The organism is Armatimonas sp. (assembly GCF_043757465.1).
Lineage (GTDB): Bacteria > Armatimonadota > Armatimonadia > Armatimonadales > Armatimonadaceae > Armatimonas.
Genome location: NZ_JAYVPL010000048.1, coordinates 1 through 21547 on the forward strand (window position 1 = coordinate 1; position 21547 = coordinate 21547).

Genomic DNA, 21547 nt, shown 5'->3' on the forward strand with positions numbered 1-21547 from the left:
GCGCTGTTCAAGCAACTGATTGTAGAGCCAGCGGCATTCTTCAAGGGTTCGGTTCATAGCCAACTCTTGAGAAGCGGTGGGGTACAGCCTGTACTTGAACTGCCTAAGCATAAATCATCATATTGCTTAGAGACAGGATTGTCAAGCATCAAGCACGGCGATTCACCTACACGGCTAAAGCCGGTGGCCCTCTCGCCGAGGTTCCGGTAGTTTCATGCCTGGCAAGATTATTCTGCTCAATGGCGCATCCAGTGCAGGGAAGTCCACGCTCGCAAAAGCGCTTCAAGCGGCACTGCCCGAGCCGTTCTGGCATTTCTCGATTGACCATCTCCTCGCCGCGAAAATACTTCCCCACGAGCGCCTCAAGAGCGGTGACTTTCATTGGAAAGACATGCGGCCCGCGTTTTTCGAGGGCTTTCACCGCTGCTTGCCAGCGCTGGCAGAGGCCGGGAATAATCTTATCGTTGAGCATATCATCGAGACCGATGCCTGGATGCACCGCCTGGCGGAGTCTCTACAGCCCTACGATGTCTTTTTCGTCTGCCTGCACTGCCCGCTCCGTGAACTAGAGCGACGTGAGCTTGCTCGTGGTGACCGGCGCATCGGCGATGCCAAAAAAGACTTCGAGACCACCCTCGCACACTGCTTCTATGATATTGAGCTGGACTCTACGATACCGTTGGATGAGAATGTTGCCATTCTTATGGCGGCCTGGGAGCGGAGAAAAAATCCCTGACCTAAATTATCCGATACTTTGCGAAAGACTATGCGGAGAACCCAAGCGATAGAGCAACGACAAGCGATTCCCCATCTCTGGTGGAGGCGCTCTGCGAAGGCGGCCCCGTGGACTCCCACGGAGCTACAGGAGCGCTACGCGGATGCCGTCTATGGCTACGTGGCGCTGCGGCTGGGAACGGGAGTGGAGGCGGAAGATGCGACGGCGGAGACATTTGTGGCTGCCTTCACCCGCGTGCACGTCTGCCCAAACCGGGAGGGAATCACTGAGGACAACGACCCCGCGCGGGCCTATCTGATCGGGATCGCTCGCCGGAAAGTGGCCGACACGCTCCGTCTGCGTGAGCGCCGCCAGGAGACCGTGCTCTGCGAGACGCTGTTCACCGAGGCCGAGCAGGAGCGGGGTATGCTGGCCGCCGAGGCGAGTGGGCAGCTCCAGAAGATTCTAGCAACCCTGCGCCCGGACTACCGAGAGGCGCTGCTCTTAAAGTACGTGGAGGGCCGGAGCTTGGCGGAGATAGGGCAGGTGCTGGGACGATCCTCGGCGCAAGTGGGAAGCCTCTTGCAGCAGGCGCGGGAGGCGGCACGGCGGGAAGGGAGGGACTACTTTGGAAGCTGAAGAGAGAGAGTTCGGAGAGCGACTCGCCGGGGATCTGGCAGTGCCGCACCCACCGGAGCCACTGCGCCGTCGCCTACAAGCCCTCGCCGTAGGAACCGAAGCCCGCCCACGTCCCCGGCTGCGCCATCTGAGCCTCGTGCTCGCTCCGGCAGTGGTTCTAATGGGAACGTTCTATGTCCGCGCTCATGTTCAGCCGATGCCAGCGCCTGCCTCCCTTGCCGCGTCCCCCGATCCCAAAGCCTCACCTGGCTCCAAAGCGTCACCTGACCCGAAGCACCCGCTCCCCCTTGGGGCCGAGTCTATCCCTGAACCCGGGACGCTCTGGCTGCTGCTGCCCGGCCTGCCACTGCTACGCCGCTATTGCCGCTCCCAGATCACAAGCTGACCGTGCTCTCCGCCGGCAATCAGTTTTTTGCCGTCGGGGGTCACGCTCAGCGCCGTGATCCCGCCAAAGGGGAACGCTAGCTCTTCCACAATCGCGCGGCTCTCCACATCGTAGAGCGCCACTTTGCCCTTGAGCCCCAGTGCCACGTGCTGTCCGTTGGGGAGCGCGGCCAGTGCAGTAAGCGAGTCCAGTGCAGTAAGCGAGTCCGGACTCTCTAGCACGGTGCTCTGGCCCGTCGCGAGATCGTAGAGGGCTAGCCCGGCAGTCTCAAAGTCAGCAAAAAGAAACTGTGTGGTGCCCGGCAGAAAAGCGACAAAAACGGGACTACTGCCCAGCTCAGCGACCGCGAACAGCCGCGTGCCGGTCTCGGCATCAACCAGGTCTACACGAAGATCCGACATCCGCCGTACTGCCAGTAGCGGCGTCCCAGGCCACCAGTCAATGGCGATAATATCGTTGTCATCTTCGAAGGGAGTGGCGACCTGGCTCTCGTCTGGGTTAAACAGAGAGACATCTAGGATATTCTCCCCCGTCTCCAGGCTCCAGACTCGCACGCTCTGATCGTTGCCGCCGCCTGCCAGCCACTGACCATCGGGCGAGAGAGAGCACGGGCTGCCAGACTTGCTCGGGCAGCTCCAGGGCATAGTGCCGCTCCTCCTGGAGTGCGCCCGTCGCCTTCCAGGTCTGCACAGTAATTCGATCTTGCTGCTCATCCACCACCACACTTGGGTCTGTCCGGCGCACTCCCACTACCTGGCCCGTAGTCGCATCGTAGACCAGCGACTCCAGCCCAACACTCGCCTCGTTCCAGACCAGCTCCATGCCCAAGTCAAGCGCCAGCAGCCGCAGCTCAGAGTCGCTGCTCCGGCATAAAACACACTCGTTATTGAAGGGCAGAAGCTGAAGAAGCCCCGTATGGTGTCCACCGTTTTCCGCCACCGTCGCCTCGTCCCAGCCCGGTAGGTTCCAAGCATAGACGCGGCCATCGCTGCCCCCCGCGATTAGCTGGTCGCCGCTTGGCGTGAAGGTAAGCCCTTGGAGTCGGCCTCCCTCGTACTGCCCCGGATCGGGCTCTCGGGCCTTGAGAGAGACTTCCCGCTCCCCAGTCACAATATGATAAACCCCCAGCGTAAAACTATCTGCCAGCACGAGCTGCTCCCCGCCGGGGGAGAACGCCCATGCATCGAGGGAGCGCGCCTCCACCGAGATATCGCGCACCACTGCCCCATCGCTTGTCTGCCAGACCCGTACGGTATGCACCTCAGCAGTCCGGGAGGCGAGATAGCGGCCATCACGGGAGAGTGTGAACCCTCGGTCGGTTCCTGAGAGCGGCTCGCCCTCGGGCTCGCGAGTCTCGGGAATCTCCACGAGAGCCTCTCCTGTGCTCACATCCCAGATGACAAACTGAACCGTCCCGCGCTCTTTAATAGCTTCCGCGCTGACCAGCCGGTTTTCGTCGGCGAAGGCAACCCGCGCCACCCAGGCATTTTCTTTCGACACAGGGATACGCTGGAGCAGTGCGCCTGTCTGCCACTCCCCTACCAAAATTTCTTTTTGGGTTGCGAGTGCCAGGCACCGGCCCGATGGTGACAACGCAATATGCTCCAGGTGTTGCACGGGCCCGATCTTGCGGACGCTCTGGCCAGTCGCCAGCGCAACCACCTCAACATGGGTGTCTTTCTGCCAAAAGAAATGCTTGCTATCATGAGAGAAGGCCAGATGCTTGCCGTCCTCTCTCTCCAGGTGCTTGCGCCCCCCGAGCCGCTCCCAGACGACACTCCGGCCACCCTGTAGCAGACACGCCAGCCACAACCCATCGGGCGAGCAGACGACCTCACGGATGGCAGCGGGGTGGATCAGCTCTCCTGCACCCATCTGGTGTCGCACGATCCAATCACTATCAAGAGTCATACTCCGCTATTTTATCGGAGATCCTCCACAATCCTTCCGTTTGAGCTTGGAGCAGGAATCTAAGGCCGTGTAGAGTTCCGCAATATCAAGACCCACTCCTCCCCATAAACCTAAGCGAACTGAGAGGTTATACTCTCTCCTGCGCCAGCATGCCTGGAACGCAACCGCCTACCAGATCGTGAATCCGGGCATTCAGCACTGGCTCTCCCCAAAAGGCGATGCCATTATTGGCTACGTCACCCGGGCGGGTGCGCGCATCGTCGCAGGGGCACCGACGCGCCTAATGGCACGGTCGAGACAATGCTCGTTGCTGCGCTGCAAGCCGTGGCCCTTGACGGGGCACAGTACCTCACAATGGGCCTTGTGCCGCTTTCGATGATCACGCGTGGCCTACTCAAAGCACTTCGGCAAGAGTGGCGCTGGCTCCGTCAGCTCGGTATCGGCAAAGCTTGATGCCATGCGCAGAGAGCGACGCAGCCAAGAAGAACTCAGAGATCCCGTATTCATGGAACTGATCCCCTCAAACCAACCCCCTAGCCCCCGTCCGATGGGAGTATTCTTAAATGACGGTGCTCCGTATCCGTCTTGTCATGCCTCCACGATTGTCGAAGCGGCTCCTGGCAAGCTCGTGGCCGCGTGGTTCGGGGGCACGAAAGAGCGCGATCCCGATGTCGGAATCTGGGTGACACGGCACGAGAAGGGAAGCTGGCTCGCGGCGGTCGAAGTCGCCAATGGTCAATCGCTTCTGGGAGGGAGCGGTGGCAGGCACGCATGTGGGGCATGGCGAGACCTTTCTCAGCCCCGACGATGTGCTCTGGTGGAGCAAGGGCGGCATTCTTCACGGCACGAGCCCGCAGCGCCTCGCCTTTCTGCGCGATGTCCTCCAGCACGCTCCGGAGCTTGAGCCGATTGATAAGTGGCACAACCAGCGCACTGGTGGCCAGCCAGGGCAGTTCTATCTGATCTATCTTAGCGCCGCCGCGCCCAAAGAGTGGGGCTTTGCGCTCCCCAAGTCCGGCCTGACCGAGGGAGTCAGGTTTACCGCCGAGGTGCTGGATACCTGGAACATGAGCATCACTTCGATAGAGGGGACGTTCACCACGAAGAAGCTCGATAACTACATTTTTGTGGACACTGCAGGCCGGAAAATTCCCCTGCCTGGCCTGCCCTGGCAAGCCATTCGTTTGCGGAGGGTGGCGGCATGATTCTCCACGCCATAATTAGCTTACTCCCCTTTCCCAGTGAGGTACGAACGCCCGGGAGAGGGGCAGGGGGAGAGGTTCTCCGCGTGGACCTGAACTCGGATGGTGCTCGTGGTGATGTGCGCACGCCTGAGTGGGAGAACTGGGCTCCGAAAGAGGGCACAAGCGCCAGCCAGACCTTTGGGAAAGTCACGGTGACTCTGCGGTCGGTCGGAGGCACGTTCGGGGTTGGCTGGTGGAAGGCGGGCTACGACAGCAACGCAACCCTGGCGAGCGATGGGGTGATTAGCAAGGGCATGGGGAAGCTGGAGCTGGTTTTTGCGGGGCTCACGCCAGGTAAGCACACGCTCGTGACCTTTCACAACCGACTGGAGAGCGAGCCGCCTAGGCAGCTCACCGTGGGAGGAGTGTCCGTCACGCCTACGGTTCGCACCGAGAGCGATGCCGATGCGGCAACGGGCTTTGTGACGTTTGTCGCCAGCCCTAGCGGCGAAGCCACGATCGCTCTGGAGGGCACGAACCTAGTTCTCAATGGGTTTGCACTCGATGGGGAGAACCCGAAGCAGCAGGCCAAAAAGCCTCTCCCAATACACAACGATGAGCACGTCGCCGAGGGCTCTACGCTGCGCTGGACTCCGGCACAAGGCGCGACCCAGCACACGGTGTATCTCGGGACGCGCCCGGACTCGCTGAAAAAAGTGGCAACGCTTCCGGGCACGGCGACGCAGCTCACTCCCAAAAACCTGAATACCAGCGCGACCTACTACTGGCGTGTGGACGAAACCCTGGCAGGTGGCCGGGTCGTCCCCGGGAATCTCTGGCGGTTTCGTCTGCGGCACCTTGCCTTTCCTGGAGCAGAGGGCTATGGGCGGTTTGCTCGGGGCGGGCGGGGCGGGCGAGTTCTTGAAGTCACCAACCTCAACGACTCCGGGCCAGGGAGCCTGCGGGAAGCCGTGGAGGCAGTGGGGCCACGCACCGTAGTCTTTCGTGTGGGAGGGACGATCAAGCTCAAAGACAGGCTCGTCATCAAGAATCCCTACCTCACCGTGGCGGGGCAGACCGCGCCCGGCGATGGCATCTGCATCCGGGGAGCGACCTTTGGCAACCTCGGCACCCACGACACGGTTATTCGCTATGTTCGCGTGCGGGTCGGGGATGAGTCCGGGAAGACATACGACGGCATGGGCTTTGCGGGCTCCGATCACTGCATCATTGACCACTGCTCGATTAGCTGGACCATAGACGAGTCTGTGAGCTCGCGCGGGGCCAGTAACGTGACGTTTCAGCACAACCTCGTGGCCGAGGCGCTGAATATGTCGGTTCACGATCACTATATCGGCACCGGAAAAGGCCACTCGTTTGCGGCGAGCATCTCGGGCAATATCGGCAGCTTCCACCACAACTTGCTGGCCCACTGTGCCGGGCGCAACTTCAGTCTCGCGGGAGGGCTGACCAAGGGGGGCAAGTACGCGGGCTACCTGGATATCCGCAACAACGTGATCTACAACTGGCAGCACCGCACCAACGACGGCGGCGTGAAGGCACTGAACCTCATCAATAACTACTACCTACCGGGGCCCGCCAGCAAGATATTCACGCTCCTCAAGCCCGACACGGGTAGTGCGCTCGATCCGCAGCAGTACTTTGTCGCAGGCAACACCCTCGTGGGCTACCCCGATGCCAACACGATCCCGATGCCCGCCTATGCACAGCTCGCCGCTCCCTTCTGTGACTCTTTTGTCGCGACCCAAAGCGCTGAAGAGGCTTTCGCCAGCATCTTGGCAGATGTCGGCTGCAATCGCCCTCGCCACGACAGTGTGGACACCCGCATCCTACGAGATGTTAAGAGCCGCAGCACCACCTATAAGGGCAGCAAGACAGGCATCCCCGGAGTCATTGACTCCCAGAGCGATGTCGGCGGCTGGCCCGAGCTCAAGAGCGCCCCTGCGCCTCTCGATACAGACCACGACGGTATCCCCGACGAGTGGGAGCGGGCACACAAGCTCAACCCCAAAGATCCAAAAGATGGCGCTAAATACACCGAAGATGGCTACACTTGGCTTGAGAAGTACCTCAATGGCTAGCTACACAATGCTCATGCACAACGCTTCTGGTTTAAGCCGTTGCTGCTGCTGTGACAAAAGGCGAGCATTGGCCAGCATGATCTCTTCTGCTTCGCGGACGAGAACTCACAGCTCCTCGCACTTAGAAGCGGTCAGCCCTCCTTGGTTGTCCTTTCCCATCAGGGTATCCAGGCGACCTTGCTTCTGAGAAGTGAGTGCATGCAACATCTGAGATTCTTCTTGAAAGACAATCTAGTCGGAGAGGCGCACGGAGAACACTGAGCAGATCGCCCCTGCCACCCGCATATCGAGGCAGTCTACGGTGTGTGTATCATCGCTCAGTCGGTAAAAATCTAGGGACACGGTGGGCAGAAACGTGTACGTAATCTCCACGTTCTCGCGCTGGACGGTCACGGTATTCTTCTCCAAATCAATCGCCGTAATCACTCCGGTGAACTCTAGTAGACGATGGTGGACTTTGGTTGCGCAAGTGCTCCTGGCAACACCAGCGCCAGCCCAACCAGTGTTAGAGTGATTTTATTCATTGGTGCGTGAGATTATGGTACCATCCGCGTCGGAGGAAAACACTATGCAGTACACCCGTCTGGGACGAACTGGGCTGCGCGTCTCGCGCCTGTGCCTGGGGACGATGAACTTTGGGCCACAGACTAGCCCCGAGGACTCTTTTGCAATTATGGACCGTGCCCTTGAGCACGGTATCAACTTTTGGGACACCGCAGATGTCTATGGCTGGAAGCTGGGCGAGCGGGTCACCGAGAAGATCATGGGTGATTATTTTGCGCAGGGCGGAGGGCGTCGTGAGAAAGTGGTCCTAGCGACCAAGGCTTACAACAAAGTGGGCGAGTGGCCCAACGAGGGACGGCTGTCCAAGCTACGCATCAAAAAAGGCTGCGAAGAGAGCCTACGTGCCATGCAGACCGACTACATTGATCTCTTCCAGATGCACCACATTGATAGAGACTGTCCCTGGGACGAGTGCTGGGAGGCAATGGAGCAGCTCGTACATGAGGGCAAAGTTCTCTACATCGGCTCGTCGAACTTCGGCGGCTGGCACGTTGCCGCCGCGCAGGAGAGTGCTAAGCGGCGCAACTTTCTCGGCTTAGTGAGCGAGCAGAGCCTCTACAATCTCAATGCGCGCACTGTTGAATTAGAGGTGATTCCCGCCTGTGAGCACTACGGCCTCGGACTGATTCCCTGGAGCCCGCTGGGCGGTGGTCTGCTCGGTGGGATTCTGCAGAAGCCCACCGCAGGACGGCGTGCGGGCATCAAGCTCGACGAAAAGCAGACCGTTCAGATCACGGCGTGGGAAGCGCTCTGCGCGGAGCTGGGCGAGAACCCCGCCGATGTGGCACTGGCGTGGCTACTCACTAACAAGATCGTAACGGCACCGATTATCGGCCCGCGCGACACCAACCAGCTCGATGGTAGCCTGCGGGCGCTCGAAATCCAGCTCTCCGAGGAGACGCTCAAGAAGCTTGACGAGATCTTCCCGCCGGTTGGTAAGGGCGGCCCCGCCCCCGAAGCCTACGCCTGGTAAAGCTCCGTGAATACCACCCCATTCATGGGGTGGTATTCACGGAATCCTCTCTAGGTGCACCAAAGAGTGGCTCTAAGATCGCCCCCAGACGGGCGGCGGATTGTGCGGCCCACGGCAGGCGCAGTGCGAGCCACATTCGTCCGAGCATCTCCTCCCCAAAGGCCAGCAGGTCAAAAGTGGCTTTCTGGTTGGGGGTTGGGTCTTGTGCCCAGAAGAGCACCAGTAGTAAATGGCCGGTGTAGAGCAGCGTCGGCAGGTGCTGCCGAATGGGGCCCTTGGGCAGATCACTCGCGCCCGCAACCACTTCCTGAAAGACCGCATGGATCCGCCGTCGCCAGTGCGCCGCGCCCTCGCCCAGTACTTGAGTCGGGCTTCCGGGAGTCAGTCCTGCGCCAAAGAGCGCCGTCAGTGTCGCCCGGTGTGGCAAGAGCCGCGCAATATCCGCCCGCTCGATTGCCGCCCAGCGCGAGGCGAGTGTCCCTGGTGGAAGCAGCTTCGCCTCAGCGGCGAGTTCCTCCACTAGCCGCTCATAAAGCGCGAGCACCATCTCCTCTTTGGTTCGGAAGTAACGATACGCAAGGCCAAGCGAACACTCGGCCCGCTCGGCGATCCCGCGCATGGTCGCCTTTTCAAACCCCTGCTCAGCGAAAAGCTCCAGCGCCGCCGCGAGAATCCGCTCACGGGTGCGCTCACCTTTGGATATTTTTGTCTCGTTGGTCTCGGTGGATTCCATTTTTGTTTTTGGGCAGCTAAAGCGGCCCGTAGTGCGGCTAGCCCCATCAAGGGGCCTTCAGAAATTCAGGCTTATTTTTTTGAACTTTGTTCATTTTACCTCTTGACAGACACTTTCGCCAGAGATAATCTATACATGAACACGTTCATATATTTCAAACAGAGGACTGAAATGCAACCAAAGTATGAGTTTGTAGACGACGGACGCTTTGATCCCACTCGGGTAGGGAGAAGCGTGAAAGCGACTCTGATCGGCTGGGTATTTGGCGCACTGGCCTCGGGCTTTGTGATCTACTCTCCGATTGCCTTCTGCTACATGGCACCATTTGTAATCTCTGCATGGGTCTTTTTTGTTATGCCCCATGCTCTTCTGGTGCCACGAAACCACATTCTCACGAGGCCCTGGGTTGCCTGCCTTTACGGAGCACTCTGGGGATTGGTGATTTTGTGGCTGTACCAGACATCTCACCTCCCCGGCTTCCTGGGGGATTTCTCTCTCCACAATAGCTACTGCCTCATTGGAGCCACAGTAACAGGAGCGGTCACGGGCTTGGTGGGGGCTCGTTGCGAGCCGTAAACAGATCGCTGAAAATCGTGTAAAATCAGGGCATGTCGAAGAAGATCGCGATGATCGGCGCGGGGAGCGTCGTTTTTTGTAAGACCCTGATGTCGGATATTATGGCGACGCCTGCTCTGCACGGCTGCGAGTTCGCCCTGATGAGCCCCACCGAGAGCAAGCTGCGCCGTATGGAAGCCTTTGGTCAGCGCATGCTTGCGGACAATGGCCTGACCGGTAGTGTCTGGGCCACGACCGACCGGCGCGAGGCAATCAAAGACGCCGATTTCGTGGTCGTGATGATCCAGGTGGGTGGCTTTCATGCCTACGGGGTTGACTACGAGATTCCCCTCAAGTACGGCGTGGATCAGTGCATCGGTGACACGCTCGGGCCAGGCGGCTTGTTTCGCGGCCAGCGGCATATCCCCGTGCTCGCGGAGATCGCCAAGGACATGGAGACGCTCGCAAAACCCGGCGCGATCATGCTCCAGTACGCCAACCCCATGGCCGCCAACTGCCTAGCGCTTGGCCGAGTGAGCAATGTCCCGTTTATCGGTCTCTGCCACGGCGTCCAGACCACGCTGGATCTGATCGGTGGCTACTGCGGCGTTCCTAAAGACGAGATTTCGTTTGTCTGCGGCGGCATTAACCACATGGACTGGTTTCTGAAGCTCTCACACCACGGGCGCGATCTCTACCCCGAGCTCCGCGAGTTATTCGAGAAACCCGAGTACTACAAAAACGAGAAAGTACGCGGCGAGGTCTTCCGGCAGTTTGGCTACTTCATGACCGAGTCCACAGGGCATCTGAGTGAGTATGTCCCCTGGTTCCGCAACAATCAAAAAGCCCTCGATCTCTACTGCGACGAGCCGGGCTTTGGCGGGGAGAGTGGCGCGTACTACAAGTGGGGCAAGGCGATGGCGGAGAAGTACGAAAAGCTTGACCCGCTCCAGTTTGAGAGCACCGCCATTGAGGCAAGAAGCGTAGAGTACTGCTCGTATATCTTAGAGGCGGTGGTCACGGGAAAGCCGTTTCGCCTGATGGGCAATGTACGCAACGACGGCTACATCACGAACTTGCCCAGCGGTTGCTGCGTCGAAGTGCCCACTTTCGCCGATGACACCGGCCTGCATCCCACCGTCATCGGGGATCTACCGCCGCAGTGCGCCGCGCTCTGCCAGACCAATATCAATGTCCAGACCCTCTGCGCCGAAGCCGCGCTAGGCGGCGACCCGGAGCACTTGGTTCACGCCCTCGCCCTTGATCCGCTCACGGCAGCCGTCTGCACGCTCAAAGAGATTCGGGATATGACGGGCGAGATGCTCGAGGAGCTTCGCCCCTACCTGCCTCAGTTCGAAGGGAAGTCTCTGCGTGCCACCCCCACGATATTCATCCCCGCAAACTGCGTCGCCGTGGATGTCCCCCTCGACCCCGCGCTCGCCATCGGAAAGCGCTTCGGAACCCTCATCGAGCAAAAAACAGAGTGAAATACACCTATGGTCACCCCAACAATGAAGAAAATCATCAAAAACTACGGGTTCGTGTTACTTCGATTACGAAGCTCTATGCACTAAAAAAACCCATTGAAGACGAAGAATCCGTCGTCGCCTGACCGACAATGGAGGCAGAAATGCGTCTACTGATCGTCTCCCCCTGGTTTCCGTATCCGCCCGACAATGGCTCTCGCCTACGGGCGTGGCATCTTATCGAGAGGCTGGCGCAAAAACACGAGGTGCGGCTGATTGTCGGGCGGCAGGAAGATGCCTGTAGCGGCGAGATTCCCCTCAAGATTCCCACAATTGCTGTCCCTTGGCTCTGGCACCAGCCGGGCGCGACGGGAAAAGCCGGAGCACTTCGTGCATTGCTCTCGGCGACGCCCCGCTCGATTCTAGAGACCCCCAACCCGGCGTTTGTTGAGGCCATTGCGCGTGAGCTCGCCCTGAAGCCCGATGTCGTGCTCGCGATGGAGCTGGGCAGTGATGCCTACTTGCCCGAGCAGCTCCCCTGTCCGGTTGTTTTAGATCAAGTAGAAATCTCAGGCTTGGAGCAGGCGTGGCGGCAAGCCACCACCCCACGGGAACGCGCGACACGCTGGCTGACGTACACAAAGGGCAAGAGTTACTGGAGCAGGCGGCTTCGGCGCTACCACGGTCTCACGGCGGTCTCGGTGGCGGAGGCACGCGCCGTCGAAGCCCTGGTGGGCAAGCCGGTGACGATTGTCCCTAATGGGGTCGCAACAAAAGAGTACTCCCCTCTGGACAAACCCACAGGAGTACCAGGGCGGCTCCTCTACAACGGCGCACTCTCCTACGGACCAAATCGCGATGCGGTACTCTGGTTTGTGGAGGCAATCCTGCCGAAGATAACAGAGAGAATCCCAGAGGCGCACCTGGTCGTGACAGGAAAAGCGGATGCCGCACCGGAGGCTCTGCGGCAACATCCGCAGGTAGTACTGACGGGCTTTGTTCCGCAGCTACAGCCGGTTCTGGCCGACGCGCAGGTCTGTGTGGTGCCGCTCCGTGCAGGGGGCGGGACGCGGCTTAAGATTCTAGAGGCGTGGGCAGCTGGGCTTCCTGTGGTCGCAACAACGATTGGGGCGGCTGGGCTCGATCGCAGTCGTGAGGGGGAGCACCTTCTGGTAGCCGATACGCCGACACGGTTCGCCCAGCAGACCGCCGTGCTGCTACGGGATTCAGAAAAGCGCCGGGCAGTAGCCCAGAGCGCCCGGACACTGGCAGAGACCCACTACGACTGGGATGCGATTGTGCTAAAACTGGAGGAGTGCCTCCAACAACAAAAATCATGAGTAAGGCAAGAGACGACAGCAAGGCAAGAGACAGGTTCAACGACGAAGCCACGATCTGGAGTGACGACTCCGACCGGCCCGTGCGCGACCTGATCAGCAGCAGCGCTGAACAGAGGCTCAAGCTCCTGGGAAGTGCAGGCGTGATTGGCGCTATTCTAGGTCTGGGAGGAGTGCTCGCGGCGGGCGCGGGCCTCAAGGGAATGATCTGGCTCGCGATTGTCGTCCTTGGGCTCGTCGCCGTGGTAACCGTGGCCAACTACCTGGAAGCGGGAATCATGGTCTTTCTGGCACTCTGCTGGTTTCTCTTTAAAACCCCCGGCCTCGCCCAGGGACAGAGCGGCGGTGGGGAGCAAGGCCTTGCCTTGAGCCAGCTCGGGCTAGTTTTCCTGCTAGCGGCATGGGCACTACGTCGGCTCTTCGGACGGGAAGGCAAGCTCTATAAGTCCCCTATTAATGCACCGATCGTCGTCTATCTGTTTGTTTGTCTCTGGTCTACGCTGCACAGCCAGCTCTTCCCGGACAGTAATATCGAGCGTGGCCTGATCATCGCCACCCCAGTGGCGGTCAACCTGATGGAAGTGGTTCTACGGGTACTGGCGCTGGGAGGGCTCCTGCTTATGGCCAATACCGTCACGCGCAAGAATCAGAGTCGTCTGGCAGCGATGTTCCCCATTGCAGGCGTCCTACTCTTTTTGTTCTCGCTTCAGGGCGGGCCTAATGACCTACAGCATCCGCAGGGCCTAGCGCTCTTTGTGCCGGGTCAGGGCTACGGCGCGTTTCCCCAGATGCTTGCAGTTGGTGCACTGGTGGCGCTGGCGCTGGCGGGAATCGGAAAGCGCTGGCAGCAGGGCGCGATGGTGGGCATTGCCCTGGCGATTTTCGGCTGGGCATTTATCCGGAATGCGGAGTGGGTCTCGGGCTGGCTAGCGGGAGGGCTAACACTTGCCATTGTCGTCTACAATACCAACCGTCGGCTCTTCTGGGTCGGTGTTGGTATTGTCGCGCTGATTGTCTTGATAAAATTTGAGTACTTCTGGGACAAGTTCTACAAGATGAACTTCTACGCCGGCGGCCACATGAACTGGGGTCTGGCGACTCTGCGCGGTGAGCAGATCGGCGCTCTGGAGAACGACCGGAGCCGTATGTTGCGCGCCGCTTTTCAGTATGCCGACGCGTTCCCACTTGGGGTCGGGCTAGGCAACTACAAGAACTATAATCTTCACTACGGCTCCCCAGCGGTCTGGAACTCCACCACGTTCACGTCGGCACACGGCACCTACGCGCAAACCCTCTCGGAGCTGGGCTGGCTCGGGCTCCTCAGCCAGCTCTGGCTCCAAGTCGCGACTCTGGTGGCACTCTACCGCTACTGGCGCGCACTGCCAGCGGGCACCTGGGAGAAGCCGTGGCTACTGGCAACCTACGCGGGCTGCTGGGGACTCTTTGTCTCCGCGTTCCTAGGCGACTATATCTTTCCTAGCTACCACAATGGCGGGATGGGCTCGTTTGGGGGCACGGTCTATCTCTGGCTCTTTGCCGGCCTGGGCATCGGGATCGCACGTCTCAATGGGCTGAGCTGGGATCGCCTCACTGGAAAAGTAGCCGACCGACCCCGTCCGCAACCGCGCTGGGTTCGCCCACTTGAAGGCGACCAATGAGAGTGTGCGACCTCTCCATTGTGATCGTCTCCTGGAACACAAAAGAGCTGCTACGCGCCTGCCTGACGAGTATCCAGAGTGTTGATGCTGAGGTGTTTGTCACTGACAACGCCTCCACCGATGGCAGCGCCGAGCTCGTCGAGACCGAGTTTCCTAGTGTTACGCTGATCCGTACGGGGGCGAACTTAGGGTTTGCGAAAGCCAACAATCTTGCGCTGAAACAGGCAACGGGCCGCTATTGGCTCCTGCTCAACTCCGACACCCTGGTTCCCGAAGGTGCTCTGGAGGCACTGGTTGTGGCCCTCGACTCCCACCCCGAAGCCGCCGTCGCGGGCGCACTGCTGCTCAATAACGACGGCACACTCCAGAAAAGCTGGGCGCGCTTCCCTGATTTCAAGAGCGAGTTATCTGGCACACTGGATCGTAGTCAGTGCCCTTACTCAGATGCACAGCTCAGTGCGGAAGCCACGCGAAAAACCCTTGCGCCCTTTACCTGCGACTGGGTGGGTGGTGCGGTTTTCGGTGTCCGCGCCTCGGCAGCGCAACAAGCGGGCCTGCTAGACGAGGCATTTTTCATGTACAGTGAGGAGACCGAGTGGTGCCACCGCCTTCAGTGTGTCACGGGCGGCACCACACTTCTCGTGCCCATGTCAGTGGTCGTTCACCTGGGCGGTGGCTCAAGCCGCGCCGTCCCTAAAGCCACCCGTCGGCGCATGTGGCGCTCCAGCCTGCGCTTCTTCGGATTAACCAAGGGGCCTATTGCGGGCCTGCTTCCCTCCGCCATCGCCACGGGCCGCTATCTGCTCTCGCCACTTCGGAGAAAGGCATGAGAGTGGTCATTGATGCGCGCGCCCTCTCGCACCCGCAGGCGGGCGGTTACCGCTCCTACGTAAGTGCGCTGGTAGCCGGGCTCGCGGCGCTCGCTCCTCCTGATATAGAAGTTCTGCTCTACTTAGATCGGCCTCTCGAAACCACGCTGCCCTTTGAAACGCGCACTCTCTCACCATCACGACTCAAGACCGATTTTTACGGATTCGCCCAGCAAGTAAAAAAAGACCGCCCGGATCTTGTCCATGGAACCGTCAACTACTTGCCTCTAGGAATCTCGACCAGAACCGTTCTGCTGCTCTACGATGCCCTGTTACTCAAGCGCTATCCATGGGAGGCAAAACTTCAGCGCTCGCTGCGACAGCGGCTACTCAACAGCTACTGGGCCGCTCTCATGCGCCGCTCAGCCCACACGGCGACGCGCACCTTCACGATCTCACGAGGCGCGGCGCAGGAGCTTGCCTCCGTGCTGGGAGGTCAGCCAGAGCGGTTCCCGATTATCCCGATTGGCCTGACAATGCCCCTTCCCTGCCCGGGAATCGTCCGTGAGCCAAACACTCTGCTCGCCATTGCCGCGCCCGATGCACGCAAGAATATCGAGGCGCTCTATGCCGCACTGCCGCTTCTGGCGGATCTTTCCCCTACACTAAAACTAGTCTGCACCTCAGCGCACACGGCCCACGCGGCTGAGGAAGCAATTGCACAGCGTGGCCTTAAAAATGTCCAGCTTCTACAGGGCCTCGACAATCAAGCGCTCTCGGATGCCTACGCCCGCGCGGGCGTCTTTGTCTTTCCCTCGCGGCTGGAGGGGTTTGGTTTGCCTCCGCTAGAGGCGATGCAGGCGGGAACCCCCGTTGTCTGCTCCCATGCGCTTCCGATGCCAGAGATTTTAGGCGATGCTCCCGTCTACTTCTCCCCTGAGAGCCCCCAGGAGCTCGCTGCTGCCGTGCGCCGCTTGCTCACGGAACCGACAACACTGGGAGCGCAGTGCAGTGAGCGGGGCCATCGGCAAGCAGCTCTCTACACGCTCCGTGCCATGGCCGAAAAAACAGTGGCTCTCTGGCGCGAGGCGGTGATAGGAGTGAGGAAATAGCATGAGCAAACCGTGCGTGCTATTTCTGGCGCACTTGCTCCCGTGGCCACTGGAGGGTGGTGGACAGATCAAGTCGTATCATGTCCTACGACAGCTCTCCCAAGCCTACGATATCAAGCTCCTCGCCCTGACACGAAAGACCGGCGAAGCCCAGAGCGCGGAGCCGCTTCGGGAGTTTTGTGCACTGGGAGTGGAAACGATCCCCCTGCATCGAACGAAATTATCCAATCTTCTTGCGGCAGGTGGTGCTCCGGTCACGGGGCGCTCGTTTATTGTCCAGCGCGACAATACCCCCGCACTGAGAGCAGCCGTGGCGCGGGAGCTGGCAACCGGGAGCTACGTCGCCCTTCACACAGATCACCTCCAGATGATGCAGTTTGTCACGCAGACAACCCCGGGTGTCAAAGTGATCCTGGATGAGCACAATGTGGAGTTTCGCATCCCGCAGCGCCTCGCACGGACATCGAAAAACCGGGCCTGGCGGCTCTATGCCCACGGCGAGTGGAAGCGCCTGCGCCGCTTTGAACAAGCGGCTCTGCGACGTGCGAACCTCACTCTGGCGGTCTCCGACGAAGACCGGGAGACTTTAGAGGATTTAGCAGGAGCCGGTCGGGGTAGAATTAAGACGCTGCCTATTGGTGTAGACACGCAGTATTTTCAAGCCTGCACCCGCAAAACACTCTCCAAGACCCTGGTCTCGATAGGCACGATGTACTGGCCACCAAATATTGATGCTTTGTGCTGGTTTTGCAGCGAAATTCTGCCGAAGATACAGGAGAGAGAATCAAACACCCAGCTGATGATCGTCGGAGCAAGGCCCACACCGGAAGTCCAAGCACTGGCTGCGAACGCCGCCGTGACTGTGACAGGCTCCGTGGTAGATGTCCGGCCCTATGGCGCAGACTGTGGAGCCTTTATTGTGCCTTTGCGCTCGGGATCTGGGATGCGGGTGAAGATTCTCAACGCTCTGGCAATGGGTTTGCCGACGGTCTCAACGACCGTGGGGGCGGAAGGGATTGAGGTGATAGACGGCGAGCATATACTCCTGGCAGACACGGCGGACGAGTTCGCGGCGGCGACGCTGCGATTGCTCTCTGATCCGGTACTGTCCGCACGCCTGGCCCAAAATGGGCGCGCACTAATGGAGAAGCACTACGCCTGGGACGCCATCGGAGCACGCCTGCGCGGCTACTATGCGGAGGTACTCGCCCTGTGAAGCTGCTTTTTATCGTCCCCTATATCCCCTCACCGATTCGAGTCCGCACCTACCAGCTCCTACGGCAGCTTGTCCGTCTGGGGTGTAAAGTTACCCTAGTTGCCCTGGAAGACACTCCCCTGTCAGAGAGTCTTCGCGGGGAGCTCGCAGATCTCTGTGATGCCACCTACTTTGTGCCACTCCCGCGCCGTGAGGCGAATCTGCGGTGCCTGGCAGCCCTGCCGACTCCCAAGCCACTCTGGGTCGCCTACTGCGACAGTCCTCTTTTGATCGCAACCGTGCAGAAGCTCGTCCAAGCGGAACAATTCGATGCAGCGCACGTCGAACACCTGCGAGCGGCCACGGTACGCAAGGCCTTGGGAGACCTTCCCTGTGTCCTAGACGCCGTAGACTGCATCACGGCACTCCAGCGCCAGATGTTCGAGCAGAGCGCGCGCATCGGACAGCGGCTCCTGGCTTGGGAGGAGTCCGTCAAGCTGCGGCACTGGGAGCCCCGCGCCTATGCCGACTACCGTGAGATCGCGGTCACGAGTCAATTTGATGCGGAGGCACTGAGCGCCCTAGGAACGCGTCCTCAAATCCATGTCATACCCAACGGGGTAGATTCAGACTACTTTCACCCCGACCCCAAAATTATCGCGGAGCCGGAGACACTTGTTTTTAGCGGAAAAATGAGCTATCGTGCCAATGAGAACGCGGTTCTCTGGTTCGCGTCCCGACTGTGGCCACGACTTAAATCAGAATGCCCCAATCTCCACTGGATAATTGTAGGAAGTGAGCCCAGCAAGGCAATTAAAACCCTGGCAATAGATAGAGCAATCACTATAACTGGTTATGTGGATGATATTCGCCCTTATTTATCAAAGTCAACCCTTGCAATCTGCCCCCTCCAAATCGGAGTGGGTATTCAGAACAAGGCGTTAGAAGCCATGGCAATGGGCAAACCCGTTGTCTGCAGCCCCATAGCGGGTCGTGCCCTCGTTGAGGCAACACACCAGGGTGGCATAACCATTGCAGAATCAGACGATGCATTTGTGGCCGCCTGCCTATGTCTCCTCCGTGAGCCTGAGCGTCGGAAGGCGGCAGGGATGGCAGCCCGACAGTTTGTGGAAAAACATCACCGCTGGGACTGCACAGCACGTGCCTTCACGGAACTTTATGCACGAGCCGGAGCCGCGTGGTAAACCCTGTGTATAAACAAGAACGAGATCATATCAGAATGGAAACCCAGGTCTATACCCCCCCTGTCCCCGTGACGGCTCCCACTGCCTCGCGAACCAGCCGCCACATGCTCTACTTCACAACCAAGCGCTTAATTGATATTATCGGCTCCCTTTTTGGCCTGATTCTTTTGTTTCCAGTCTTTGTCTTGCTTGCACTACTCGTGCGTTTTTCCTCGCCCGGCCCGATCCTCCACCGACGGCGCGTCCTCTCCCACCAAGACTACAAGGGAGGGGTACCCAATAGCTTTGATGCCTTTAAGTTCCGCACTATGGTCGTGAATGCGGATTTCTTGCTGGAAATGCACCCGGAGCTCATGGCGGAGTTCCAGAAAGACTTTAAGCTGCGCGACGATCCCCGTGTCACGAAAGTGGGCCATAAGCTTCGCCGAGCCAGCCTGGATGAGTTTCCTCAGCTCTTTAACGTTCTTCGCGGACAGATGACACTGGTAGGGCCACGGATGATCTCGCCACCCGAGCTCGGCATGTACGGTGAGTATTCCAGCAAGCTTCTTTCGGTTAAACCCGGCCTGACGGGGCTGTGGCAAGTCAGTGGACGACAAAATGTTTCCTACAATGAGCGCGTCAAGCTTGATATGTACTATATTGATAATCGCTCGCTCACCCTAGATATCGAGATTCTTCTGAGAACCGTGGTGAGTGTCCTCAAGCGGCAAGGCGCGTACTAAGGCAATCTCCGATGACTCTGAATCGGCTGGTTCGCAATGCGCTCACCCTCCTGTTGCTGGCAGTTCCTTGCCTGCTTCTGCTCCCGCGCCTCAAGGCCCCGATAGCCTTGCCCCCCGCAGCAATGGAACAGGTGCTGGTTTCACGCTACACAGCAGCAAATAATCGGCTGGGAACCCCTTTTCTACGTCCACTGGATGCGAGCCGCCTGAGTGCCTACGGAGACGGTGCCCTGCCGGACATGCGCCATGGGATTCTCTACACAGGGCTGGCCGCAGTGAGCATGAAAGCCTTGAAAGAGACACGGGGGGGCCAAGGCCAGCGTGCGGCGACCCTCCTGGGAATTCTCCTGCTGCTGGTCAGTAGCCTGGTAACCCTCTGGCTTGCCCGTCGCTGGTTCCCGCAGCGCGACGGTCGCCGCGCAGCCCTCTTGTTTGTCTGGAGTGGCGGCGCAATCCTTGCCACCGTCCTGCCTGGCCCGGGACTCCTGCTCGCTCTGCTAGGGGCACTCCTGTACGCCACCCTGGTTCCCCTCGATGTTCGTATGTCCAGCAAGCGCGCTCCTCTCTCGCTGGCGATTATCACCGGTGTACTGTGGGGACTATTGTTCCTGACGATCTACTCTGCCCTTCTGCTGCTCCCCCTACTTTTTTGGCACATCATTCGCATAACTCGCAGAGATGTGAGAGCGGTACTGGCCTTCGGTATTGCCGCTAGCATCGTGGCCGCCCCGCAGTTTCTTCGTGCCTACAAGTTTGCACACAACCCTCTGTTTCATAGCCGAGGGCTCGAGCTCACCATGCGAACCGAGAGCTACCCGGGAACCGTGCTTTACCATGCCACTTCTCTGCCCGCCACCCTCACCAGCTATCTGTCGCGCGGCGGCCATGTCGAAGTGGCGGCCAGAACAGGGCAGACCCTCATGGAGCTGATTCCGCGCTCCGTGGCCACACTGGGTCTTGCGCTGCTTCTCTTTCTTACCTCAAGCCTGATCCGGTTTACGGACGACCGGCTCAATACGCTTCGTCGGTTGCTCTTGCTGGCACTTCCCCTACATCTTGCCGCTCTGAGTCTTTTCTTTCCCGCAGAGGAGTGTGCCGAAGTGCTCCTGCTCTATGCGCCCGCGGTTGCCGTGCTGGGCGCAGGCTTTCTAGAGACAGTAGTACATGCCCGGCGCCTCCCCCGGCTCCATAGCCGAGGGATCTTGCTCCTCTGGACTTTTGGGTGCTGCCTCTCCGGAATCGCTCAGCTCCTCGCACTGCGTGCCGCCCCCGCTCCCCCACGCCTCTATAGTTTCCTGGGAGCCAGTGGGCAGTACTTGGAGCGGATCCAGACCCAGGGCGATGGTGTCCTTGCTGCGGACGATGCACTGACGATGGCTTACTACGCCAATGTGCCCGTGACACTCCTACCTACCAGTGCAACCGACTTTCGGGAGATGGAGCGGCAGCTTCACAAGGAGATTGTGGGCTTTGGTATCACACCCTCCCTCCGCTGGGATCGGCCCGAGAATGCAGCGATCCAGCCCTGGGCAAAGACCTACCGGCGGGTAATCGGGCTCTTCTCCCTCTCAGAACTTCTGCCAACCACCGAAAGCAACGCCCTGCGTGAACGGATCTCGTACCCGCAGGAGCTGTTGCCTGCGATCCAGAAATTCCAGGTGACCCCCATCAAAGAGCCCCAGTTTGGCAACGACTTTTCGGCTTTCTTCTGGGACCTAGACTATGTCAAGTCTCAGCCACGCTGAGCCAGAAGACGTGCCGCCATGGTCAAACAAGCTACCGATTTCAGATCCTGAATACGCCCGTCCGTGATCGCCTCCAGAGCATCGTCGAGGGAGAGAGAAACGGTCTCAACAAACTCATCGTGGTCCGTGTGGGATCCCGGTGCAGACACCAGTTCCTCTGCCAGATACCCCCAGATCTTCTCGGTGCAGTAGCCCGGTGCCACGTAGGCTTCATAGAGCGGGGTAAGCTTTCCGGGGGTGAATCCAATTTCCTCGGCGAGCTCACGCCCCGCCGCAAGCGCTGGGTCTTCTCCCGCCTCGATCCCTCCTGCAGGTACTTCTAAGAGGGTTCCCCCTGTCGGCAGACGGAACTGCCGTACCAGCAAGACATTGCCCGCCGCATCCAGCGCCACCACGGCGATTGCTCCACCATGCTCAACGACTTCACGCTTACCAGGTTTCCCGTTGGGCAGCACGATGCTGTCTACACGCAGGCTCACAACACGCCCCTCGTAGAGCCGCTGGCTCTCGGTGACAGTCTCAGTCAAGTTCATT

25 protein-coding genes are annotated in these 21547 nt (G+C 59.5%); 18 read left to right on the forward strand and 7 right to left on the reverse strand.

All coding sequences use genetic code 11. The features are described 5' to 3' along the window. The coding region (locus ACH2ED_RS06105; RefSeq protein ID WP_395088499.1) for a helix-turn-helix domain-containing protein at nt 1-111 on the reverse strand (111 nt) is incomplete at its 3' end. 103 nt (nt 112-214) lie between these two features. On the opposite strand from ACH2ED_RS06105, the gene ACH2ED_RS06110 reads away from it, so the two are divergent. The 3 genes from ACH2ED_RS06110 to ACH2ED_RS06120 are packed head-to-tail and all read left to right on the forward strand — an operon-like array spanning nt 215 to nt 1739. Further along, the gene (locus ACH2ED_RS06110; RefSeq protein WP_395089332.1) at nt 215-736 is read left to right on the forward strand and encodes a chloramphenicol phosphotransferase CPT family protein; all 522 of its coding nucleotides are present in this window, start codon (nt 215-217) and stop codon (nt 734-736) included. Nucleotides 737-766: 30 nt separating this feature from the next. Further along, complete coding sequence (locus tag ACH2ED_RS06115) at nt 767-1354, forward strand: RNA polymerase sigma factor (protein ID WP_395089334.1); 588 nt, start codon at nt 767-769, stop codon at nt 1352-1354. Next, complete coding sequence (locus ACH2ED_RS06120; RefSeq protein ID WP_395089336.1) at nt 1344-1739, forward strand: hypothetical protein; 396 nt, start codon at nt 1344-1346, stop codon at nt 1737-1739. Before ACH2ED_RS06115 ends, ACH2ED_RS06120 begins: the two co-directional genes overlap by 11 nt. On the opposite strand, the gene ACH2ED_RS06125 is transcribed toward ACH2ED_RS06120, so the two are convergent. Both ACH2ED_RS06125 and ACH2ED_RS06130 read right to left on the reverse strand, forming a co-directional pair. Next, on the reverse strand, nt 1712-2320 hold the full coding sequence (locus ACH2ED_RS06125) for a WD40 repeat domain-containing protein (RefSeq protein WP_395089391.1): 609 nt from the start codon (nt 2318-2320) through the stop codon (nt 1712-1714). The genes ACH2ED_RS06120 and ACH2ED_RS06125 overlap by 28 nt on opposite strands. Further along, the gene (locus ACH2ED_RS06130; RefSeq protein WP_395089338.1) at nt 2238-3650 is read right to left on the reverse strand and encodes a WD40 repeat domain-containing protein; all 1413 of its coding nucleotides are present in this window, start codon (nt 3648-3650) and stop codon (nt 2238-2240) included. The genes ACH2ED_RS06125 and ACH2ED_RS06130 overlap by 83 nt, the downstream gene beginning before the upstream one ends. Nucleotides 3651-3950: 300 nt before the next feature. On the opposite strand from ACH2ED_RS06130, the gene ACH2ED_RS06135 reads away from it, so the two are divergent. Then, the gene (locus ACH2ED_RS06135; RefSeq protein WP_395089340.1) at nt 3951-4103 is read left to right on the forward strand and encodes a hypothetical protein; all 153 of its coding nucleotides are present in this window, start codon (nt 3951-3953) and stop codon (nt 4101-4103) included. A 135-nt stretch (nt 4104-4238) separates the two neighbouring features. On the opposite strand, the gene ACH2ED_RS06140 is transcribed toward ACH2ED_RS06135, so the two are convergent. Next, nucleotides 4239-4382 carry a hypothetical protein gene (locus ACH2ED_RS06140; RefSeq protein WP_395089398.1) on the reverse strand — a complete coding sequence of 48 codons (144 nt, stop codon included), beginning with the start codon at nt 4380-4382 and terminating at the stop codon, nt 4239-4241. Between ACH2ED_RS06140 and ACH2ED_RS06145 the strand changes: the two genes are divergently transcribed. The 3 genes from ACH2ED_RS06145 to ACH2ED_RS06155 all read left to right on the forward strand — a co-directional run bounded on the left by ACH2ED_RS06145 (nt 4327) and on the right by ACH2ED_RS06155 (nt 6936). Beyond that, on the forward strand, nt 4327-4554 hold the full coding sequence (locus ACH2ED_RS06145) for a hypothetical protein (protein ID WP_395089394.1): 228 nt from the start codon (nt 4327-4329) through the stop codon (nt 4552-4554). The genes ACH2ED_RS06140 and ACH2ED_RS06145 overlap by 56 nt on opposite strands. Further along, nucleotides 4460-4855 (forward strand): DUF5605 domain-containing protein, encoded by a 396-nt coding sequence (locus tag ACH2ED_RS06150; protein WP_395089396.1) that lies wholly within the window; start codon nt 4460-4462, stop codon nt 4853-4855. Before ACH2ED_RS06145 ends, ACH2ED_RS06150 begins: the two co-directional genes overlap by 95 nt. A gap of 83 nt (nt 4856-4938) precedes the next feature. Beyond that, nucleotides 4939-6936 carry a polysaccharide lyase family 1 protein gene (locus ACH2ED_RS06155; RefSeq protein WP_395089342.1) on the forward strand — a complete coding sequence of 666 codons (1998 nt, stop codon included), beginning with the start codon at nt 4939-4941 and terminating at the stop codon, nt 6934-6936. Between the two features lie 231 nt (nt 6937-7167). On the opposite strand, the gene ACH2ED_RS06160 is transcribed toward ACH2ED_RS06155, so the two are convergent. Further along, complete coding sequence (locus ACH2ED_RS06160) at nt 7168-7362, reverse strand: hypothetical protein (protein ID WP_395089344.1); 195 nt, start codon at nt 7360-7362, stop codon at nt 7168-7170. A gap of 142 nt (nt 7363-7504) precedes the next feature. Between ACH2ED_RS06160 and ACH2ED_RS06165 the strand changes: the two genes are divergently transcribed. Further along, nucleotides 7505-8473 carry an aldo/keto reductase gene (locus ACH2ED_RS06165; protein ID WP_395089346.1) on the forward strand — a complete coding sequence of 323 codons (969 nt, stop codon included), beginning with the start codon at nt 7505-7507 and terminating at the stop codon, nt 8471-8473. Between the two features lie 22 nt (nt 8474-8495). On the opposite strand, the gene ACH2ED_RS06170 is transcribed toward ACH2ED_RS06165, so the two are convergent. After that, the gene (locus tag ACH2ED_RS06170) at nt 8496-9206 is read right to left on the reverse strand and encodes a TetR/AcrR family transcriptional regulator (RefSeq protein ID WP_395089348.1); all 711 of its coding nucleotides are present in this window, start codon (nt 9204-9206) and stop codon (nt 8496-8498) included. 171 nt (nt 9207-9377) lie between these two features. On the opposite strand from ACH2ED_RS06170, the gene ACH2ED_RS06175 reads away from it, so the two are divergent. From ACH2ED_RS06175 to ACH2ED_RS06220, 10 genes are all read left to right on the forward strand, one after another. Continuing rightward, nucleotides 9378-9782, forward strand: a complete 405-nt coding sequence (locus tag ACH2ED_RS06175; protein ID WP_395089350.1) for a hypothetical protein — start codon at nt 9378-9380, stop codon at nt 9780-9782. Nucleotides 9783-9814: 32 nt separating this feature from the next. After that, entirely contained in the window at nt 9815-11248 is a 1434-nt protein-coding gene (melA, locus tag ACH2ED_RS06180; protein ID WP_395089352.1) for an alpha-galactosidase, read from the forward strand. Nucleotides 11249-11391: 143 nt separating this feature from the next. Next, nucleotides 11392-12567: a glycosyltransferase family 4 protein gene (locus ACH2ED_RS06185; protein ID WP_395089354.1), complete on the forward strand. Its 1176-nt coding sequence runs from the start codon at nt 11392-11394 to the stop codon at nt 12565-12567. Continuing rightward, entirely contained in the window at nt 12564-14222 is a 1659-nt protein-coding gene (locus ACH2ED_RS06190; RefSeq protein WP_395089357.1) for an O-antigen ligase family protein, read from the forward strand. Before ACH2ED_RS06185 ends, ACH2ED_RS06190 begins: the two co-directional genes overlap by 4 nt. Further along, nucleotides 14219-15052 carry a glycosyltransferase family 2 protein gene (locus tag ACH2ED_RS06195; protein ID WP_395089360.1) on the forward strand — a complete coding sequence of 278 codons (834 nt, stop codon included), beginning with the start codon at nt 14219-14221 and terminating at the stop codon, nt 15050-15052. Before ACH2ED_RS06190 ends, ACH2ED_RS06195 begins: the two co-directional genes overlap by 4 nt. Then, nucleotides 15049-16143, forward strand: a complete 1095-nt coding sequence (locus ACH2ED_RS06200; protein ID WP_395089362.1) for a glycosyltransferase family 4 protein — start codon at nt 15049-15051, stop codon at nt 16141-16143. The genes ACH2ED_RS06195 and ACH2ED_RS06200 overlap by 4 nt, the downstream gene beginning before the upstream one ends. A gap of 1 nt (nt 16144) precedes the next feature. After that, nucleotides 16145-17359 (forward strand): glycosyltransferase family 4 protein, encoded by a 1215-nt coding sequence (locus ACH2ED_RS06205; protein WP_395089364.1) that lies wholly within the window; start codon nt 16145-16147, stop codon nt 17357-17359. Then, nucleotides 17356-18543, forward strand: coding sequence for a glycosyltransferase (locus ACH2ED_RS06210; RefSeq protein WP_395089366.1), 1188 nt, complete (start codon nt 17356-17358; stop codon nt 18541-18543). Before ACH2ED_RS06205 ends, ACH2ED_RS06210 begins: the two co-directional genes overlap by 4 nt. Nucleotides 18544-18578: 35 nt before the next feature. Beyond that, the gene (locus tag ACH2ED_RS06215; protein ID WP_395089369.1) at nt 18579-19268 is read left to right on the forward strand and encodes a sugar transferase; all 690 of its coding nucleotides are present in this window, start codon (nt 18579-18581) and stop codon (nt 19266-19268) included. Nucleotides 19269-19279: 11 nt separating this feature from the next. Then, nucleotides 19280-21013: a hypothetical protein gene (locus tag ACH2ED_RS06220; protein ID WP_395089372.1), complete on the forward strand. Its 1734-nt coding sequence runs from the start codon at nt 19280-19282 to the stop codon at nt 21011-21013. Here the strand turns inward: ACH2ED_RS06220 and ACH2ED_RS06225 are convergent. Then, complete coding sequence (locus ACH2ED_RS06225) at nt 21001-21546, reverse strand: NUDIX hydrolase (protein WP_395089374.1); 546 nt, start codon at nt 21544-21546, stop codon at nt 21001-21003. The genes ACH2ED_RS06220 and ACH2ED_RS06225 overlap by 13 nt on opposite strands. Nucleotide 21547 lies beyond the last annotated feature (1 nt).

Excerpts from the sequence above, each read along its gene's own strand:
- ACH2ED_RS06195 (WP_395089360.1), top strand. The coding sequence starts at position 14,219 with ATGAGAGTGTGCGACCTCTCCATTGTGATCGTCTCCTGGAACACAAAA.
- ACH2ED_RS06135 (WP_395089340.1), top strand. The coding sequence starts at position 3,951 with ATGCTCGTTGCTGCGCTGCAAGCCGTGGCCCTTGACGGGGCACAGTAC.
- ACH2ED_RS06220 (WP_395089372.1), top strand. The coding sequence starts at position 19,280 with ATGACTCTGAATCGGCTGGTTCGCAATGCGCTCACCCTCCTGTTGCTG.
- ACH2ED_RS06225 (WP_395089374.1), bottom strand. The coding sequence starts at position 21,546 with ATGAACTTGACTGAGACTGTCACCGAGAGCCAGCGGCTCTACGAGGGG.
- ACH2ED_RS06170 (WP_395089348.1), bottom strand. The coding sequence starts at position 9,206 with ATGGAATCCACCGAGACCAACGAGACAAAAATATCCAAAGGTGAGCGC.
- ACH2ED_RS06185 (WP_395089354.1), top strand. The coding sequence starts at position 11,392 with ATGCGTCTACTGATCGTCTCCCCCTGGTTTCCGTATCCGCCCGACAAT.
- ACH2ED_RS06175 (WP_395089350.1), top strand. The coding sequence starts at position 9,378 with ATGCAACCAAAGTATGAGTTTGTAGACGACGGACGCTTTGATCCCACT.
- ACH2ED_RS06215 (WP_395089369.1), top strand. The coding sequence starts at position 18,579 with ATGGAAACCCAGGTCTATACCCCCCCTGTCCCCGTGACGGCTCCCACT.
- melA (WP_395089352.1), top strand. The coding sequence starts at position 9,815 with ATGTCGAAGAAGATCGCGATGATCGGCGCGGGGAGCGTCGTTTTTTGT.
- ACH2ED_RS06110 (WP_395089332.1), top strand. The coding sequence starts at position 215 with ATGCCTGGCAAGATTATTCTGCTCAATGGCGCATCCAGTGCAGGGAAG.
- ACH2ED_RS06190 (WP_395089357.1), top strand. The coding sequence starts at position 12,564 with ATGAGTAAGGCAAGAGACGACAGCAAGGCAAGAGACAGGTTCAACGAC.
- ACH2ED_RS06205 (WP_395089364.1), top strand. The coding sequence starts at position 16,145 with ATGAGCAAACCGTGCGTGCTATTTCTGGCGCACTTGCTCCCGTGGCCA.
- ACH2ED_RS06130 (WP_395089338.1), bottom strand. The coding sequence starts at position 3,650 with ATGACTCTTGATAGTGATTGGATCGTGCGACACCAGATGGGTGCAGGA.
- ACH2ED_RS06165 (WP_395089346.1), top strand. The coding sequence starts at position 7,505 with ATGCAGTACACCCGTCTGGGACGAACTGGGCTGCGCGTCTCGCGCCTG.
- ACH2ED_RS06115 (WP_395089334.1), top strand. The coding sequence starts at position 767 with ATGCGGAGAACCCAAGCGATAGAGCAACGACAAGCGATTCCCCATCTC.
- ACH2ED_RS06200 (WP_395089362.1), top strand. The coding sequence starts at position 15,049 with ATGAGAGTGGTCATTGATGCGCGCGCCCTCTCGCACCCGCAGGCGGGC.